The organism is Pseudomonas sp. Pseusp49 (assembly GCF_059491875.1).
The window spans coordinates 733,610-751,716 of sequence record NZ_CP168514.1 but is presented as its reverse complement, the minus strand read 5'-3'; the positions used below and the strand labels follow the sequence as shown (position 1 = coordinate 751,716).

At 58.8% G+C, this 18,107-nt stretch carries 15 protein-coding genes and 2 tRNA genes; 1 reads left to right on the top strand and 16 read right to left on the bottom strand.

The annotated features are described in order from the left end of the window. Positions 1 to 83: 83 nt before the first annotated feature. The 11 genes from infB to rlmE all read right to left on the bottom strand — a co-directional run bounded on the left by infB (position 84) and on the right by rlmE (position 11,223). Entirely contained in the window at positions 84 to 2,609 is a 2,526-nt protein-coding gene (gene infB, locus ACEN83_RS03220) for a translation initiation factor IF-2 (protein WP_007973110.1), read from the bottom strand. A gap of 27 nt (positions 2,610 to 2,636) precedes the next feature. Beyond that, positions 2,637 to 4,118, bottom strand: coding sequence for a transcription termination factor NusA (nusA, locus tag ACEN83_RS03215; protein ID WP_007973112.1), 1,482 nt, complete (start codon positions 4,116 to 4,118; stop codon positions 2,637 to 2,639). 59 nt (positions 4,119 to 4,177) lie between these two features. Continuing rightward, positions 4,178 to 4,636, bottom strand: coding sequence for a ribosome maturation factor RimP (rimP, locus tag ACEN83_RS03210; protein ID WP_007973115.1), 459 nt, complete (start codon positions 4,634 to 4,636; stop codon positions 4,178 to 4,180). A 138-nt stretch (positions 4,637 to 4,774) separates the two neighbouring features. Then, positions 4,775 to 4,851 (bottom strand) — tRNA-Met (locus ACEN83_RS03205). Between the two features lie 97 nt (positions 4,852 to 4,948). Next, positions 4,949 to 5,034, bottom strand: a tRNA-Leu gene (locus tag ACEN83_RS03200). Between the two features lie 22 nt (positions 5,035 to 5,056). Beyond that, positions 5,057 to 5,440, bottom strand: coding sequence for a preprotein translocase subunit SecG (secG, locus tag ACEN83_RS03195; RefSeq protein ID WP_017336473.1), 384 nt, complete (start codon positions 5,438 to 5,440; stop codon positions 5,057 to 5,059). Positions 5,441 to 5,444: 4 nt separating this feature from the next. Next, a complete protein-coding gene (gene tpiA / locus ACEN83_RS03190; protein ID WP_007988681.1) occupies positions 5,445 to 6,200 on the bottom strand; it encodes a triose-phosphate isomerase in 756 nt (251 codons plus the stop codon). Positions 6,201 to 6,266: 66 nt separating this feature from the next. Beyond that, positions 6,267 to 7,604, bottom strand: a complete 1,338-nt coding sequence (gene glmM, locus ACEN83_RS03185) for a phosphoglucosamine mutase (RefSeq protein ID WP_495579491.1) — start codon at positions 7,602 to 7,604, stop codon at positions 6,267 to 6,269. Between the two features lie 16 nt (positions 7,605 to 7,620). Beyond that, positions 7,621 to 8,472, bottom strand: coding sequence for a dihydropteroate synthase (gene folP, locus ACEN83_RS03180; RefSeq protein ID WP_102698876.1), 852 nt, complete (start codon positions 8,470 to 8,472; stop codon positions 7,621 to 7,623). Positions 8,473 to 8,480: 8 nt separating this feature from the next. Further along, entirely contained in the window at positions 8,481 to 10,391 is a 1,911-nt protein-coding gene (gene ftsH, locus ACEN83_RS03175; protein ID WP_033047686.1) for an ATP-dependent zinc metalloprotease FtsH, read from the bottom strand. A 199-nt stretch (positions 10,392 to 10,590) separates the two neighbouring features. Beyond that, positions 10,591 to 11,223, bottom strand: a complete 633-nt coding sequence (gene rlmE, locus ACEN83_RS03170; protein ID WP_495579490.1) for a 23S rRNA (uridine(2552)-2'-O)-methyltransferase RlmE — start codon at positions 11,221 to 11,223, stop codon at positions 10,591 to 10,593. 105 nt (positions 11,224 to 11,328) lie between these two features. Here rlmE and ACEN83_RS03165 point away from each other — a divergent pair, with 105 nt between their 5' ends. Beyond that, complete coding sequence (locus ACEN83_RS03165; protein ID WP_007942889.1) at positions 11,329 to 11,637, top strand: YhbY family RNA-binding protein; 309 nt, start codon at positions 11,329 to 11,331, stop codon at positions 11,635 to 11,637. Between the two features lie 9 nt (positions 11,638 to 11,646). On the opposite strand, the gene ACEN83_RS03160 is transcribed toward ACEN83_RS03165, so the two are convergent. From ACEN83_RS03160 to dapB, 5 genes are all read right to left on the bottom strand, one after another. Continuing rightward, entirely contained in the window at positions 11,647 to 12,051 is a 405-nt protein-coding gene (locus ACEN83_RS03160) for an MFS transporter (RefSeq protein ID WP_407800888.1), read from the bottom strand. A gap of 28 nt (positions 12,052 to 12,079) precedes the next feature. Then, positions 12,080 to 12,556 (bottom strand): transcription elongation factor GreA, encoded by a 477-nt coding sequence (gene greA / locus ACEN83_RS03155; protein WP_093230733.1) that lies wholly within the window; start codon positions 12,554 to 12,556, stop codon positions 12,080 to 12,082. A gap of 2 nt (positions 12,557 to 12,558) precedes the next feature. Further along, entirely contained in the window at positions 12,559 to 15,780 is a 3,222-nt protein-coding gene (gene carB / locus ACEN83_RS03150) for a carbamoyl-phosphate synthase large subunit (protein ID WP_007973129.1), read from the bottom strand. Positions 15,781 to 15,897: 117 nt separating this feature from the next. Continuing rightward, positions 15,898 to 17,034 carry a glutamine-hydrolyzing carbamoyl-phosphate synthase small subunit gene (gene carA / locus ACEN83_RS03145; protein WP_007973130.1) on the bottom strand — a complete coding sequence of 379 codons (1,137 nt, stop codon included), beginning with the start codon at positions 17,032 to 17,034 and terminating at the stop codon, positions 15,898 to 15,900. 259 nt (positions 17,035 to 17,293) lie between these two features. After that, positions 17,294 to 18,097, bottom strand: coding sequence for a 4-hydroxy-tetrahydrodipicolinate reductase (dapB, locus tag ACEN83_RS03140; RefSeq protein WP_007973131.1), 804 nt, complete (start codon positions 18,095 to 18,097; stop codon positions 17,294 to 17,296). Between the last annotated feature and the right edge of the window lie 10 nt (positions 18,098 to 18,107).

Sequence of the window (18,107 nt, the reverse complement as noted above, 5' to 3'; positions counted from 1 at the left end):
AGACCGGGCGTTGCGTTTAGAGTCCTGGTGACGAATTGCGCATTTGCATGCGGCTACCCGTCACGGCTCCTGAAGTGCGCGAATTAGAGGCTGCGAGCAACCTGCACCTTCTCGAAGACTTCGATCTTGTCACCGACCTTGACGTCGTTGTAGCTCTTCACGCCGATACCGCATTCCATGCCGGCACGTACTTCGGAAGCGTCATCCTTGAAGCGGCGCAGGGATTCCAGCTCGCCTTCGAAGATAACGATGTCTTCACGCAGTACACGGATTGGACGGTTACGGTGCACAACACCTTCGATAACCATGCAACCGGCGATCGCGCCAAACTTCGGCGAACGGAACACGTCACGCACTTCGGCGATGCCCAGGATGTTCTCGCGAACATCGCTGCCGAGCATACCGGTCAAGGCTTTCTTGACGTCTTCGATGATGTCGTAGATCACGTTGTAGTAACGCATATCCAGACCTTCCTGCTCGACGATCTTGCGCGCGCCGGCATCGGCACGCACGTTGAAGCCGAACAGTACAGCGTTGGAGGCCAGTGCCAGGTTGGCATCGGATTCGGTGATACCACCGACGCCGCCACCGACCACACGCACTTGCACTTCGTCGTTACCCAGGCCGTTCAAGGCGCCGTTCAACGCTTCCAGCGAACCACGGACGTCGGATTTGAGGACGATGTTGAGCGTCTTCTTCTCTTCCTGACCCATGCTTTCGAAGATGTTTTCCAGCTTGCCGGCGTGAGCGCGAGCCAGTTTGACTTCGCGGAACTTGCCTTGACGGAACAGAGCCACTTCACGGGCTTTCTTCTCGTCGGCAACCACGCTCATCTCGTCGCCAGCGTCCGGGGTACCGTCCAGGCCGAGGATCTCGACAGGGATGGCCGGACCGGCTTCCTTGATTGGCTTGCCGTTCTCGTCGAGCATGGCACGCACGCGGCCATAGTTCGAACCGACCAGGACCATGTCGCCCTGACGCAGGGTACCGTCTTGAACCAGCACCGTAGCCACCGGGCCACGGCCCTTGTCCAGGCGGGATTCAACCACGACACCACGGCCAGGAGCCGATGGGGTTGCAGTCAGTTCCAGGACTTCGGCTTGCAGCAGAACGGCTTCGAGCAGTTCATCTACACCGGTACCCATCTTCGCCGAAACCGGTACGAACGGAGTATCGCCACCCCACTCTTCCGAGGTCACGCCGTGTACCGACAGTTCGCTACGGATGCGATCGAGGTCAGCACCTGGCTTGTCGATCTTGTTCACAGCGACAACCAGCGGAACGCCAGCAGCCTGAGCGTGCTGAACAGCTTCGATGGTTTGCGGCATTACGCCGTCGTCCGCTGCAACCACCAGGATCACGATGTCGGTCGCCTTGGCACCACGGGCACGCATCGCGGTAAACGCGGCGTGACCAGGGGTGTCGAGGAACGTCACCATGCCACGGTCGGTTTCAACGTGGTACGCACCGATGTGCTGGGTAATACCACCGGCTTCGCCAGCAGCAACCTTGGCACGACGGATGTAGTCGAGCAGGGAAGTCTTACCGTGGTCAACGTGGCCCATTACGGTCACGACCGGCGCACGGGAAACTGCCTCGCCTTCAAACTTCAGGGACTCGGCCAGGGAATCTTCCAGGGCGGTGTCGCTGACCAGGGTCACTTTGTGGCCCAGCTCTTCAGCTACCAGCTGGGCAGTTTCCTGATCCAGTACCTGGTTGATGGTCGCTGGAGTACCCAGTTTGAACATGAACTTGATGATTTCAGCAGCCTTGACCGACATCTGCTGGGCCAGATCGCCCACAGTGATGGTCTCGCCGATCTTCACTTCGCGCACGACAGGGCCGGTCGGGCTCTGGAAACCGTGGGCGTTGCGCTTCTTCAGCTTGGCCTTGCCGCGACCACCACGACGGAAGCCATCGCTTTCTTCGTCGGTAGTACGTGGGGCAACGCGTGGCGCTGGCGCCTTTTCCTTGACCGAAGCACGATGCGGAGCGTTTTTGCGCTCGCCATCGCCACCACCGCGACGATTGTTGTCGTCGGCACGTGGTTTGTCCGGACGACGCTGTTCGTCGCGCTTGCGAGTGTCTGCCGCAGGTGCCGGAGCAGCGGCCACAACCGGTGCGCTTTCACGCACTGGCTCGGCGACCACAGCAGGCGCTGCAACAGGTTCGGCTGGAGCGGTCGGCGCAGCAGCAGGCTGGCGACGCGCTTCTTCTTCGGCGCGACGCTTGGCTTCTTCTTCAGCCTTCTGACGTGCAGCATTTTCTACTGCGCGACGTTCATCCAGTTCACGCTTGCGCTCGGCTTCGATTTCTTCCGGGCTGCGCTGTACGAAGACTTTCTTCTTGCGTACTTCAACGCTGATGCTTTTGCTGCCGGCAACCCGCAGGGTGCTGGTGGTTTTACGCTGCAGCGTAATCTTGCGTGGTTCTTCCACTTTCGCCTTGTGGCTGCTTTTCAAGTGAGTCAGCAACGATTGCTTCTCACTGTCAGTCACACTTTCTTCGGCGGCGGTGTGCGGCAGACCTGCCTCACGCATCTGCTGCAACAGGCGCTCTACCGGTGTTTTGACCTCATCGGCCAGTTGTTTCACCGTGACTTGCGTCATGCACTTCTCTCCTCAGGCCGCGCCTAATTACTCGAACCAGTGGGCTCGGGCGGCCATGATCAACTTGCCGGCACGATCATCGTCAATGCCGTCGATGTCGAGCAGGTCGTCAATAGACTGCTCGGCCAGGTCTTCGCGGGTAACTACGCCGCGCACCGCCAGTTCCATCGCCAAATCCTTGTCCATACCCTCAAGCGAGAGCAGGTCTTCGGCCGGATGGGCGTCTGCCAGCTTTTCCTCAGTAGCGATGGCTTTGGTCAACAAGCGATCCTTGGCACGAGCACGAAGCTCGTTGACGATTTCCTCGTCAAAGCCGTCGATGTTGAGCATTTCTTCCAGCGGTACGTAGGCAATCTCTTCCAGGCTGGTGAAGCCTTCATCTACCAGCACCTGAGCCAGCTCTTCGTCGACTTCCAGCTCGTCGATGAAGTTGCGCAGGATGTCGCCGGTTTCTGCTTGCTGCTTAGCCTGGATGTCCGATTCGGTCATCACGTTCAGGGTCCAGCCAGTCAACTGGCTGGCCAGACGCACGTTCTGACCACCACGACCAATGGCCTGAGCCAGATTGTCTGCGCCAACGGCGATGTCCATTGCGTGGGCATCTTCGTCAACGATAATTGCCGCAACCTCGGCCGGGGACATGGCGTTGATCACGAACTGAGCCGGGTTGTCGTCCCACAGAACGATGTCAACACGCTCACCACCCAACTCACCCGACACTGCCTGGACGCGCGAACCGCGCATACCGATGCAAGCGCCTTGCGGGTCGATGCGTTTGTCCTTGGAGCGGACGGCGATCTTGGCGCGGGATCCCGGATCACGGGACGCAGCCATCACTTCGATCAGGCCTTCGGCAATTTCCGGCACTTCGATGCGGAACAACTCGATCAGCATTTCCGGCGCGGTACGCGACAGGATCAGCTGCGGGCCGCGGTTCTCGGTGCGGATTTCCTTGAGCAACGCACGCAGACGCACGCCAACCCGGAAAGTTTCGCGAGAAATGATGTCCTCACGGGCCAGCAACGCTTCAGCGTTGTTGCCCAGATCAACGATCACGTTGTCGCGGGTGACTTTTTTCACGGTGCCGGAGATGATTTCACCCAGGCGCTCGCGATAAGCGTCAACAACCTGAGCGCGCTCGGCTTCGCGAACTTTCTGCACGATGACTTGCTTGGCAGTCTGTGCAGCAATGCGGCCGAATTCGATGGACTCGATTTTCTCTTCGACAACGTCACCGACCTTGGCGCCAGGATGCGTTTCGGCAACCTTGCTCGGCCAGGTTTCGATGGCCGGATCGTCCAGGTCTGCCTCTTCGACGACCGTCCAGCGACGGAAAGTCTCGTAGGCACCCGTGTGGCGGTTGATTTCCACACGCAGATCAACTTCGTCTTCGAAACGCTTTTTGGTCGCAGTGGCCAGGGCCAGCTCCAGCGCTTCAAAAATCACGTTTGCCGGTACACCCTTTTCGTTGGATACCGACTCAACAACCAGCAGTACTTCTTTGCTCATCGTACGCCTCGCCTTTCGCAAGCCATTGGATCCGCGGGATCCGCAGTATCTGGCACGCCTCAGTCAAAACTGGGAATAATGTTGGCCTTGTCGATCATATCGATCGGCAACAGGAACTCATGGTCTTCTACCTGCACCACGACATCCTGCTCTTCTACGCCGCGCAGAAGGCCCTGAAAGTTGCGTCGTCCTTCAAAAGGCGAGCGCAGCTTGATCTTCACTTGTTCACCGGCAAATTTTGCAAACTGCTCAAGAGTGAACAGAGGGCGTTCCATGCCAGGCGAGGAAACTTCAAGGGTGTATTCAACGGAGATCGGATCTTCAACATCCAGCACACCGCTGATCTGACGGCTGACGATGGCACAATCGTCCACCAGCACGCCGCCTTCTTTATCGATATAAACGCGCAACATCGAGTGACGACCCTGAGCCGAAAACTCGATACCCCAGCATTCATAGCCTAGGGCCACGACCACCGGGGCCAGCAAGGCCTGCAACTCTTCTAGCTTGCTCGACACCTGAACCCCCTAGTGCATGTATGTGCATGCTATGCAAAATAAAAAAATGGGCGAAACGCCCATCCTTGAAACGCCGTCGAACAGCGGCGTAGAAAGTGTCCAGCTAACAAAAAGCCCCTTAAAAGGGGCTCCTTAAACTGGTTGCGGGGGCCGGATTTGAACCGACGACCTTCGGGTTATGAGCCCGACGAGCTACCAGACTGCTCCACCCCGCGACAAAGCTGGGGCGGAAGTATACGACCGATCCCCTACAGGGTCAATGTAACCTTCCACCTGCAAGAAAGCCCGCAACAGCGGGCTCTCCTGACTAATTGGTACCGAGAAGGGGACTCGAACCCCTACACCCTATGGGCACAACCACCTCAAGGTTGCGTGTCTACCAATTCCACCACCTCGGCAATACTACGTTTGAAACCCTTCTTACTTCTGCTCTTGAGCTGGAGGTACGTCAGTCGCTGGAGTAGCCGACTTTTGCTCTTGAAGCACCGGGACATCATCAGAAGCCGGTTGTTGCTTTGGAACTTCCAGAACCGCTGGATTTGGGAGACCTACTTGAGTCAGCTGGTGAGCCTTCTCTTTAGCAAAGTAACCTAACCCCAAGCTGGTTATGAAGAAACCTGCGGCAAGTATAGCAGTAAACTTACTAAGAAAGGTAGAGGAACCTTGGCTTCCGAACACAGTATTTGAAGCACCTGCTCCGAAAGACGCGCCAGCGTCCGCACCTTTACCCTGCTGCAGCAAAACCAGAGCTACTACGCCCAATGCACCCAGCAGATGAAAAACGACTACGACTGTTTCCAGCATTTTTTCAGTTTCCCGCGGCGCGACAAATCGCACCGAACTCATCTGCATTCAGGGAAGCCCCACCAATGAGGCCCCCATCGATATCCGGCATGCCGAACAGTTCGACCGCATTGGCCGCCTTCACGCTGCCGCCGTATAGAAGCCGCACACCTTGTGCGACTTCAGAATTCTCTGCCGCCAACTGGGCGCGAATGGCTGCGTGCACATCCTGCGCCTGTTGCGGCGTTGCAGTCAGCCCGGTGCCAATGGCCCAGACCGGCTCGTAAGCGATCACTGCCTTGGCAAAGGCACCGACACCCAGCTCCTCAATGATACTGCCCAGCTGACGCGAGACAACCTCAAGAGTCTTTCCGGCTTCACGCTGCTCAAGGGTTTCCCCTATGCACAACACCGGAATCAAGCCACATGCCTGTGCCGCTGCGAACTTGCGGATCAGCATTCCGTCCTGCTCGCCCATGATCTGGCGGCGTTCGGAGTGCCCGACAAGCACCAGGGAACAACCTGCATCCACCAACTGACTCGGTGCTACTTCACCGGTCAACGCACCTTGCCCGGACTCCACCGCAGAATTCTGCGCACCGACCGAAATCGACTTTCCTTTCAAGCCATCAATCACTTGATTGATATGCAAAAAAGGCGGGAATACCGCGACATCAACATCGCTCGGCAAGGCCAAGTCACGAAGGCCGTTGATCAGCTCAGCGACGCTGGCGCGGGTACCGTGCATCTTCCAGTTACCAGCTACCATAGGGCGACGCATGCTGTACCTCGTCGGTCAAAGTGGGCGCAGATGTTACCCAACACAATCAAGGCTGGCAAGCCGAATTCAGGCAGAAACTTCAGTAACCAGTTTTGCCAGCTCTTCGGCATAGCCGCGAACCAGGGTTTCGTCTTCACCTTCGACCATCACACGCACCAGCGGCTCGGTTCCGGACTTGCGCAAAAGCACACGCCCCCGACCTGCCATGGCCTTGGTCACACGTGCGCTGGCTTCCTTGACCGATGGATGCTCCAGGGGATTTGCACCACCGCCGAAACGCACATTGATCAGCACCTGAGGGCACTTGCGCAGCGCCTGACGAGCCTGCGCCAGACTTTCATCCCGCGCGCGCAGCCCCATCAGCACCTGCAGCGCAGCAATGATTGCATCACCGGTGGTGGTGTGACTGAAGCACACAACGTGTCCGGAGTTTTCACCGCCCACGATCCAGTTGCGCTCCAGCAATTCGGCAATCACATAGCGGTCACCGACATTGGCACGCACGAAGGGAACACCGAGATCAGCCAGGGCCAGCTCCAGCCCCAGGTTACTCATCAGGGTTCCAACGACGCCGCCCTGCAGCTTGTCGCGCTCATGCAGGTCACGGGCAATGATGAACAGCAACTCGTCGCCATCGACCACCGCACCCGTGTGGTCGACCATCTGAACACGATCGCCGTCACCATCGAAGGCGATGCCCAGATCGGCATGCTCAGCCACAACGGCAGCCTGCAGCGGCCCCATGTGAGTCGAACCGCAATTGTCGTTGATGTTCAACCCGTTCGGCTGCGCCGACAGCACGACGACTTCCGCGCCCAGCTCACGGAACACACTCGGCGCCACTTTATAAGTCGCACCGTGAGCGCAATCGATCACGATCTTCATGCCGGTGAAGCTGGTGCCGGTGGGCACACTGCTCTTGCAGAATTCGATATAGCGTCCCGAAGCGTCGTTGATTCGCGATACCTTGCCGATCTTGCTCGACTCCACCACGGTCATTGGCGTATCGAGCAATTCTTCGATCATCAGCTCAACCTCATCCGGAAGCTTGGTGCCTTTGCCGGAGAAGAACTTGATGCCATTGTCATCATGGGGATTGTGCGACGCACTGATCACGATGCCGGCCTCGGCATGAAAGGTGCGCGTCAGGTAGGCAATCGCCGGGGTCGGCATTGGACCCAGGAGCATCACATCGGCACCCGCGGAAGTGAGCCCCGCCTCAAGTGCAGACTCGAACATGTAGCCGGAAATCCGGGTGTCCTTGCCTACCAATACCTTGCAGGCGCCCATCTTGCGGAACGCCATGCCGGCAGCCCAGCCGAGCTTGAGCATGAAATCAGGAGTAATCGGGTACTCGCCGACACGCCCACGAATACCATCGGTGCCAAAATATTTTTTGCTCATAAGTGCTCCATCATTCTTATTCGGCTGATTCCACTGCGGCGATCATCCGCACCACATCCACTGTTTCGGCTACATCATGGACGCGCAATATACGCGCACCTTTCGCCGAAGCCAGCGCCGCGAGCGCCAAACCGCCATACAGCCGGTCTCCCACCGGACGATTCAATGCCTGGCCAATCATGCTCTTTCGCGAAACCCCGACCAACAGGGGGCGCCCCAGGGCATGCAGGGCTTCCATATGTTTGAACAAGCTCAGGTTGTGCTGCAAGGTCTTGGCGAAACCAAAGCCGGGGTCAAGAATGATCCGCTCCGCTGGAATACCCACCAACGAACACTGAACCATGCGCTCGGCGAGAAACTCACCGACTTCCCTTGTAACGTTCTGATACTGCGGATTGTCCTGCATATCGCCTGGCTCGCCCAGCATATGCATCAGACAAACCGGCAGACCAGTGGCCGCCGCCGCATCCAGCGCACCATCGCGACGCAACGAACGCACGTCATTGATCAACCCGGCACCCAGACGCGCCGTTTCACGCATGACGGCTGGCGTCGAGGTGTCGACCGAGATGATGACGTCCAGCTCGCGAGCAATGCGCTCGACAATCGGCGCTACGCGCTCCAGCTCCTCCAGCGGCGACACCGCCCTGGCACCAGGACGCGTGGATTCGCCACCGACATCGATCAGCGTCGCGCCGGCCGCCACCATGGCTTCGGCGTGACGCATGGCCGCGTCGAGCTGGCTGTATTGGCCACCATCGGAGAACGAATCTGGAGTGACATTGAGGATACCCATGACATGCGTCTGGGCCAAATCAAGAACCCGGTTGCCGCAAGGCAACCGGGTCGAGGACTGAACAGAAGTCATTTCAAACCTTATACGTCAGCAGCAGGACCGCCGATCGGTGTTTCCGGACGCTCATCCTGTACCACCGGCGGGGTGCCGGAAGTACCCGTGCCACCCGACCAATCCCGCGGCTCGCGAGGCGTACGACCCGCCATGATGTCGTCGATCTGCTCGGCATCGATGGTTTCGTACTTCATCAAGGCATCAGCCATGGCATCGAGCTTGTCACGGTTGTCGGTGAGAATCTGCTTCGCCGTGCCGTAGCACTGATCGATGATGCTACGCACTTCGGAGTCGATCAGCTTGGCTGTCTCACCGGAGAAGCTTGCATTTTGACCGCCACCGCCGCGACCGAGGAACACTTCACCCTCTTCTTCGGCATACATCAACGGACCGAGTTTTTCCGAAAGACCCCACTTGGTCACCATGTTCCGCGCAATCTGGCTGGCACGCATGATGTCGTTGGAAGCACCGGTGGTCACGCCATCGAAGCCCAGGGTCATTTCTTCAGCGATACGACCGCCATACAACGAGCAGATCTGGCTGATCAATGCACGCTTGGACAGGCTGTAACGATCCTCTTCCGGCAGGAACATGGTCACACCCAACGCACGACCGCGCGGGATGATCGACACCTTGTACACCGGATCATGCTCAGGCACGACGCGCCCCACAATGGCGTGGCCCGCTTCGTGATAAGCCGTGTTCTGCTTTTCTTTCTCGGACATGACCATGGACTTGCGCTCGGCGCCCATCATGATCTTGTCTTTCGCCAGTTCGAATTCTTTCATTTCGACGATGCGCTTGCCGGCACGGGCAGCGAACAGCGACGCCTCGTTCACCAGGTTGGCCAGATCGGCACCGGAGAAGCCCGGGGTACCACGAGCGATCACGGCCGGAGCAACGTCGTCACCCATTGGCACTTTGCGCATGTGAACCTTGAGAATCTGTTCGCGGCCACGAATGTCCGGCAGACCGACCACAACCTGACGGTCGAAACGGCCTGGACGCAGCAACGCAGGGTCCAGCACGTCAGGACGGTTGGTTGCGGCAATGACGATGATGCCATCATTCATTTCGAAGCCGTCCATCTCGACCAGCAACTGGTTGAGCGTCTGCTCGCGTTCGTCGTGACCACCACCCATGCCAGCGCCACGATGGCGACCGACCGCATCGATTTCGTCGATGAAGATGATGCATGGAGCGTGTTTCTTGGCCTGTTCGAACATGTCGCGAACACGGCTGGCGCCCACACCGACGAACATCTCGACGAAGTCGGAACCGGAAATGGTGAAGAAAGGTACTTTGGCTTCGCCGGCGATAGCCTTGGCCAGCAGGGTTTTACCGGTACCCGGAGGACCGACCATCAGCACACCGCGAGGAATGCGGCCACCCAGGCGCTGGAACTTGCCCGGATCGCGCAGGAACTCGACCAGCTCGCCGACCTCTTCCTTGGCTTCGTCGCAACCGGCAACGTCAGCCAGGGTAGTTTTCACCTGATCCTCGGAGAGCAGGCGCGCCTTGCTCTTGCCAAAGCTCATCGGCCCGCCCTTGCCACCGGCACCGCCCTGCATCTGCCGCATGAAGAACATGAACACGGCGATGATCACCAGGATCGGGAAGCTCGCGACCAGGAGTTGGGTCCAGATGCTTTGCTGCTCAGGCTGCTTGCCTTCAACCACGACGTGGTTGTCCACCAGGTCGCCGATCAGGCCGTTGTCCTGGATCGCCGGGCGAATGGTCTTGAAGCTGTCGCCATCGTTGCGCTTGCCGGTAATCACGTAGCCATCAACCGCCACGCGCTCGACCTTGCCATCCTTGACCTGCTGGATGAAGTCGGAATAGTTGAGGGTCTGCGGCTCGTTAGGGCTGGAGAAGTTGTTCATCACCGTCACCAGGACAGCCGCGATGATCAACCACAGGATCAGATTCTTTGCCATATCGTTCAATTAACTACCCTCTGAAGCAAGCTCCGCTACTGGCGCGCGCTTCGCATGATATTCACCGGCCTAACTTACTACATTACCTACAACTTGGCAGGCGCCGTCTGTAACCCTTTGTGAAACACTTCCTACACAATATTCGCTAATTCTGACAAGGCGTAATACAAAAATCCTATCACCCCGATCGAAAATTCACTCATTCCTCACTGCGACCGCGGAAACCGCGACCCAGCAGGTACTGCTCGCGAGAACGGTCGCGCGACGAGGTCGGCTTGCGCATCTGCACCTTCTCGAACTGCTGGCGAACGCTCTTGTGGAACTCGTCGAAACCTTCGCCCTGGAAAATCTTGATCAAAAAATCACCACCGGGCTTGAGCACCCGCATCGACAGATCCAGCGCCAGTTCGCACAGGAACATCGCGCGCGGCATATCAACGGCCGGCAATCCACTCATATTGGGGGCCATGTCGGAAATCACAAGGTCTACTTCTTTATTTCCGACGGCGTCGAGGATCTGGGCCAGCACGGCATCCTCGGTAAAGTCGCCTTGAATGAAGGTGACGTCGGGGATGCTGTCCATTTCAAGAATGTCAGAAGCGATCAGTGTGCCCTGCCCGCCAATCAGACGACTGGTCACCTGCGACCAGCCACCCGGAGCCGCACCCAGGTCGATTACGCTCATGCCAGGGCGGATCAAACGGTCCTTTTCCTGGATCTCCAGCAGCTTGTAGCTGGCGCGGGAACGGTACCCGTCTTTCTGTGCCATTTTGACGAATGGGTCGTTGAAATGTTCTTGCAGCCACTTAAGGCTTGTCTTGGAACGGGCCACGGGATACCTCGGAATTAAAACGGGTCGTGATTAACTGGGCGGTCCCGGACTCGCTCGGGTAAACTGGCCGCCGCTTTTTACAAGATCAGACGCAGGGGTCAGATTATGCCGCTCACTCAAGAGCAGAAGAAACAGTACAAATCCATTGGCCACCATCTGAAACCGGTTTTGATTGTGGCAGACAATGGCTTGACTGAAGGTGTGTTAGCCGAACTCGAACGCGCTTTGGCGGATCACGAGCTGATCAAGATCAAGCTCAACATCCTCGATCGCGAATCGCGCCTGGCGTCCATTGCAGAGCTCTGCAAGGTCGGCAAAGCGGATCTGGTTCAGGTCATCGGCAAGATGGCGCTGATCTACCGCAAGAACTTCAGCGTCAACAAGCAGCTGTCGAACGTCCATCGCTTCAAGTGATGGCAAGGGTCAAGGGTGTGCTTCGCGCACCCTGCCACTCCATCCCGGCACCGGCTGCAACACCAGCACCAGCCCGGAAAAGCCCAGAACAAGATAGCTGAACGCCTGCCAACGCAGCGCATCCGGCCAACCGAAGCGCACCACGAAGTACATCGCGCACGCATACAGTGCCATCAACAGCAGTTGCCCGCGTATATCCCGCCATAGACTGACAAGGCCCTCGGCCTTAATCAGCACCAAAGCCTGAAAAATCAAACACGCCGTAGCGAATCCCACTACCAACGCATTGAGCGTGCCTGCTATTTCGTCGATCAGTAGCGGCGCCAGGCCAATTCGGCCCAGCACCGGCAACAGACCCACTTGTAACAGCCACAAGCCACCGACCCACAACATCTGGGTCAGTTGCCAAAGCATGGCGCCCGCACGAAACGGGCGCCGGCCTTCAGATGTGGCGAACTTCGACAATCTCGTACTCGATAACACCGCCAGGCGTTTTCACGGCGACCACATCCCCCTCTTCCTTGGCAATCAAGGCGCGAGCGATTGGCGAACCGACGGAAATCTTGCCGAGCTTGATGTCAGCCTCGTCCTCACCAACGATCTGGTAAGTCACGCTTTCATCGGTTTCGACGTTGGCGATTTCGACGGTGGTGCCGAAAATCACCTTGCCGGTGTGAGGGATGGTCGTCACATCGATGATCACCGCGTTCTGCATGCGGCCTTCGATGTCACGGATCCGCGCCTCGACCATACCCTGCTGCTCGCGGGCAGCGTGGTATTCGGCGTTTTCCTTCAAGTCACCCAACTCGCGGGCCGTACCGATGTCCTGGCTGAGCTTCGGACGAACGACCTTGGTCAGGTGAGTGTGCTCTTCTTCCAGGGCGCGAGCGCCCTGAACGGTCATTGGGTACTTCGTTATGCTCATGCCTTCAATCCTGCGTGTAGATCCTGCAAGCGGCGCACGGTCTTCTCGGGACCGAACTTCAGCGCTTCGCAGATGGCTTCGCCAGCAGCAATGGTGGTGGTGCAGTAAATCTTGTGCTGCAGGGCATTACGACGAATGGAGTACGAATCAGCGATCGACTGACGACCTTCGGTGGTGTTGATGATCAGCGTGACTTCGTCATTCTTGATCATGTCGACCACGTGCGGACGACCCTCGGTCACCTTGTTCACACGGCGCACTTTCAGGCCTGCAGCCTCGATCAGCTTGGCAGTCCCGGCAGTGGCAACCACTTCGAAGCCCAAGTTGATCAGATCACGGGCCACGCCCGCAACCAGTGGCTTGTCGTCATCACGTACGCTGATGAACGCAGTACCGCCGGTCGGCAACACTTCGCTGGCACCCATCTGGGCCTTGGCGAACGCTTCACCGAAGGTGTCGCCCACGCCCATCACTTCACCGGTCGACTTCATCTCTGGGCCGAGGATCGGGTCAACGCCAGGGAATTTGGCGAACGGGAACACCGCCTCTTTCACGCTGTAGAAGTTCGGGATGATTTCCTTGGTGAAACCCAGTTCTTTCAGGGTTTTACCGGCCATCACGCGTGCTGCGATCATCGCCAGGGAAACACCGATGCACTTGGACACGAACGGTACGGTACGGGAAGCACGCGGGTTGACTTCGATGACGTAGATGTCTTCGCCTTGCAGCGCCAACTGCACGTTCATCAGGCCGACCACGCCCAGTTCCAGGGCCATTTTCTTGACCTGCTCGCGCATCTCGTCCTGGATGTGCGCCGGCAGCGAGTACGGCGGCAGCGAGCACGCGGAGTCACCGGAGTGAACGCCAGCCTGCTCGATGTGCTGCATGATTGCGCCGATCACCACGTCCTTGCCGTCGCAGACCGCATCCACGTCCATCTCGATGGCGCAGTTGAGGAAGTGGTCCAGCAGCACCGGGCTGTCGTTGGACACTTGAACCGCTTCACGCAGGTAGCGCTTGAGTTCTTCTTCTTCGTAGACGATTTCCATCGCACGACCGCCCAGTACGTAGGACGGGCGCACCACCAGCGGGTAACCGATCTTGGCCGCGGCACGAATGGCTTCGTCTTCGCTGCGCACGGTGGCGTTTGGCGGCTGACGCAGGTTCAGGCGCTGGACCATTTGCTGGAAGCGCTCGCGGTCTTCGGCACGGTCGATGGCGTCAGGGCTGGTGCCGATGATCGGCACGCCAGCAGCTTCCAGGGCGCGGGCCAGTTTCAGCGGGGTCTGGCCGCCGTACTGGACGATCACGCCTTTCGGCTTCTCGACGCGAACGATTTCCAGCACGTCTTCCAGGGTCACTGGCTCGAAGTACAGGCGATCGGAGGTGTCGTAGTCGGTGGAAACGGTTTCCGGGTTGCAGTTGACCATGATGGTCTCGTAACCGTCATCGCGCAGGGCCAGTGCCGCGTGTACGCAGCAGTAGTCGAACTCGATGCCCTGGCCGATACGGTTCGGACCGCCACCCAGGATCATGATCTTGTCGCGACCCGATGGCGCCGCTTCGCACTCTTCTTCATACGTCGAGTACAGGTAAGCGGTGTCAGTGGCGAACTCGGCAGCGCAGGTGTCAACGCGCTTGTAGACCGGGAAGATTTCCAGCTTGTGACGGTGAGCACGCAGGGCCTTCTCGGTCACGCCCAGCAGCTTGGCCAGACGCATGTCGGAGAAGCCCTTGCGCTTGAGACGGAACATCAGGTCACGGTCGATGCTGGTCAGACCCAGGGTCTTGACCTTCTCTTCGTCCTTGATCAGGTCTTCCATCTGCACCAGGAACCAAGGATCGATCATGGTCATGCCGAAGATGTCTTCAACACTCATGCCGGCGCGCATGGCGTCCGCCACGTACCAGATACGCTCGGCGCCCGGCACGGTCAGCTCGCGCTTGAGCACGCTCATGCTTTCCGGATTGGCCAGATCAACCTTCTCGTCCAGGCCGCAAACACCAACTTCCAGGCCGCGCAGGGCTTTCTGCAGGGATTCCTGGAAGGTACGGCCGATGGCCATGACTTCACCGACCGACTTCATTTGAGTGGTCAGGCGCGCGTCAGCCTTGGAGAACTTCTCGAAGGCGAAACGTGGCAACTTGGTCACGACGTAGTCGATGGACGGTTCGAAGGACGCCGGGGTCTTGCCGCCGGTGATGTCGTTCGACAGCTCGTCGAGGGTGTAGCCCACAGCCAGCTTGGCCGCGACCTTGGCGATCGGGAAGCCGGTGGCTTTCGAAGCCAGCGCCGAGGAGCGGGATACGCGCGGGTTCATTTCGATCACGACCATGCGGCCGGTGTTCGGGCAGATACCGAACTGAACGTTGGAACCACCGGTTTCCACGCCGATCTCGCGCAGCACCGCCAGGGAGGCGTTACGCAGGATCTGGTATTCCTTGTCGGTCAGGGTCTGTGCCGGAGCCACGGTGATCGAGTCACCGGTGTGCACGCCCATCGGGTCGAAGTTTTCGATGGAGCAGACGATGATGCAGTTGTCCTTCTTATCGCGGACAACCTCCATCTCGTACTCTTTCCAGCCGATCAGCGATTCGTCGATCAGCAGCTCTTTGGTCGGCGACAGGTCCAGACCACGGGCGCAGATTTCTTCGAACTCTTCACGGTTGTAAGCGATACCGCCACCGGTGCCGCCCATGGTGAAGGACGGACGGATGATGCACGGGAAGCCAAGCTTCTCGAGGACCGCGTTGGCCTCTTCCATGCTGTGGGCGATACCGGAACGCGGGCACGCCAGGCCGATGGACTTCATCGCCTTGTCGAAACGCGAACGGTCTTCAGCCTTGTCGATGGTATCGGCGTTGGCACCGATCATCTCTACGCCGAACTTCTCCAGAACGCCTTCGCGCTCCAGGTCCAGGGCGCAGTTCAGGGCGGTCTGGCCACCCATGGTCGGCAGCAGCGCGTCCGGACGCTCTTTCTCGATGATCTTGGCAACGGTCTGCCACTTGATCGGCTCGATGTAGGTGGCGTCGGCCATGGCCGGGTCGGTCATGATGGTGGCCGGGTTGGAGTTCACCAGGATGACGCGGTAACCCTCCTCGCGCAGGGCTTTACAGGCCTGGGCGCCGGAGTAGTCGAATTCGCAGGCCTGGCCGATCACGATCGGGCCAGCGCCGAGAATCAGGATGCTTTTAATGTCTGTACGTTTTGGCATGGGTTTGTCACTCAAATCCGCAGGTCAGTCGGCAAGCCGTCTTGTTCAATCTCTGAAGCCTTGAGGGGGCCGCCGGTGCGGGGCCACCCTCAAGCTTTGCTACATCAAGGCGAGCGATCAGCGTCGCTTGGCCATCTCGTTGATGAAGCGATCGAACAATGGCGCTACGTCGTTCGGGCCAGGGCTGGCTTCCGGGTGCCCCTGGAAGCTGAAGGCGCTCTTGTCGGTACGCTCGATCCCTTGCAGGGTGCCGTCGAACAGCGATTTGTGGATCGCGCGAACGTTGGCTGGCAGGGTGGCTTCGTCCACGGCAAAACCGTGGTTCTGGCTGGTGATCATCACCACACCGGTGTCCAGGTCCTGGACCGGATGGTTCGCACCGTGGTGACCGTGACCCATCTTCAGGGTCTTGGCACCGGAAGCCAGGGCCAGCAGTTGGTGACCGAGGCAGATACCGAAGACCGGGATCTCGGTTTCCAGCACGTCCTTGATCGCCTGGATCGCGTAGTCGCAAGGCTCCGGATCACCAGGGCCGTTGGACAGGAACACGCCGTCCGGCTTCAGCGCCAGCACATCGGCAGCTGGCGTCTGGGCAGGCACCACGGTCACGCGGCAACCGCGCTCGACCAGCATGCGCAGAATGTTCACCTTGACGCCGTAGTCGTAGGCAACCACGTGGTACGGCAGCTCGGACGCGTCGATGGTCGCGTGGCTGTCGGTTTTCAGATCCCAGACAGTCGAACGCCATTCGTAGCTGTCCTTGGTGCTGACAACCTTCGCCAGATCCATGCCTTTCAGGCCAGGAAAACCCTGGGCGGCGGCGATGGCGGCTTCTTCGGAAATGTTGTCACCGGCCATGATGCAGCCGTTCTGCGCGCCTTTTTCACGCAGGATGCGCGTCAGGCGGCGGGTGTCGATACCGGCGATGGCCACAACATTGTTGGCCTTCAGGTAGTCGGACAGGGACATCGTGTTACGCCAGTTGCTCGCCACCAGAGGCAGGTCACGGATGACCAGGCCAGCGGACCAGACGCGGTTGGACTCGGCGTCTTCCGGCGTGGTGCCGGTGTTGCCGATGTGCGGATAAGTCAGGGTAACGATCTGTTGGGCGTAGGAAGGATCGGTAAGGATTTCCTGATAGCCGGTCATTGCGGTGTTGAACACCACCTCACCAACGGTCTGACCGTCGGCTCCAATGGCTTCGCCGCGAAAAATGCTGCCATCAGCAAGGGCGAGTATGGCTGGCTTAGTCAAGAAGACCTCCCGTAAATAAAGCCTGAAAGGGCGATCGCAGGTTGTAAAAAAGCGGAGTGACGTATGGACACGTCACCCCGCTTCTTCACTGAATTATTCTGCGCGCTTTTAGTGGACACACTAAAGCTGTAGCTTACAGAAAAAGGGCTTTTTGGTCTACCGCCAATGAGCCTTAAAGGCTGGAGAATGCGACAGGACGTCGCTTGGCGGAACAAAACCGGGCTCAAACGCGGTGCGCGAGCCCGATTTCGGGTGCATCTTAACGCAGATCGAGCACGTCTTGCATGTCGTAAAGGCCAGGCTCGCGCCCGTCCAGCCACAATGCAGCACGTACCGCACCCTTGGCGAAGGTCATGCGACTGGACGCCTTGTGGGTAATCTCGACACGCTCGCCGTCGGCGGCGAACAGCACGGTGTGATCACCGACGATGTCGCCGGCACGCACAGTGGCGAAACCGATGGTTTCACGATCACGCGCACCGGTCTGGCCTTCACGGCCATACACCGCCACTTTCTTCAGGTCACGACCCAACGCATCGGCAATCACCTCACCCATGCGCACGGCAGTGCCGGACGGCGCGTCGACTTTATGCCGATGGTGAGCCTCGGTGATTTCGATATCGACATCGTCACCCAATACGCGAGCGGCCGTGTCGAGCAGCTTCAGGCACAGGTTGACCCCGACACTGAAGTTGGCCGCGAAGACAATCGGAATGTCCTTGCCCGCTTCCGCCAACAACTGCTTTTCTTCAACACTGAAGCCCGTGGTCCCGATGATCATGGCCTTGCCGTGTTTACGGCAGAAAGCCAGGTTCTTCAGGGTCACCGTCGGGTGCGTAAAGTCGATCAGCACGTCGAACTCGTCGACCACCCGATCCAGATCGCCGGACAGCGGCACGCCGATGCGACCGATAGCCGCCAGCTCACCGGCATCCGCACCGACCAGCGTGCTGTCAGGACGATCCACTGCCGCCGTCAACCCAGCGCCTGGCGCCTGCTGCACTGCTTCAATCAGGGTCTTGCCCATGCGCCCGGCGGCGCCCATCACTGCAATACGTCGCATGCCTGTCTCC

Coding starts and splice junctions, on each gene's coding strand:
- infB (WP_007973110.1), bottom strand. CDS start 2,609: ATGACGCAAGTCACGGTGAAACAACTGGCCGATGAGGTCAAAACACCG.
- nusA (WP_007973112.1), bottom strand. CDS start 4,118: ATGAGCAAAGAAGTACTGCTGGTTGTTGAGTCGGTATCCAACGAAAAG.
- secG (WP_017336473.1), bottom strand. CDS start 5,440: ATGCTGGAAACAGTCGTAGTCGTTTTTCATCTGCTGGGTGCATTGGGC.
- tpiA (WP_007988681.1), bottom strand. CDS start 6,200: ATGCGTCGCCCTATGGTAGCTGGTAACTGGAAGATGCACGGTACCCGC.
- glmM (WP_495579491.1), bottom strand. CDS start 7,604: ATGAGCAAAAAATATTTTGGCACCGATGGTATTCGTGGGCGTGTCGGC.
- folP (WP_102698876.1), bottom strand. CDS start 8,472: ATGACTTCTGTTCAGTCCTCGACCCGGTTGCCTTGCGGCAACCGGGTT.
- ftsH (WP_033047686.1), bottom strand. CDS start 10,391: ATGGCAAAGAATCTGATCCTGTGGTTGATCATCGCGGCTGTCCTGGTG.
- ACEN83_RS03165 (WP_007942889.1), top strand. CDS start 11,329: ATGCCGCTCACTCAAGAGCAGAAGAAACAGTACAAATCCATTGGCCAC.
- ACEN83_RS03160 (WP_407800888.1), bottom strand. CDS start 12,051: ATGCTTTGGCAACTGACCCAGATGTTGTGGGTCGGTGGCTTGTGGCTG.
- carB (WP_007973129.1), bottom strand. CDS start 15,780: ATGCCAAAACGTACAGACATTAAAAGCATCCTGATTCTCGGCGCTGGC.
- dapB (WP_007973131.1), bottom strand. CDS start 18,097: ATGCGACGTATTGCAGTGATGGGCGCCGCCGGGCGCATGGGCAAGACC.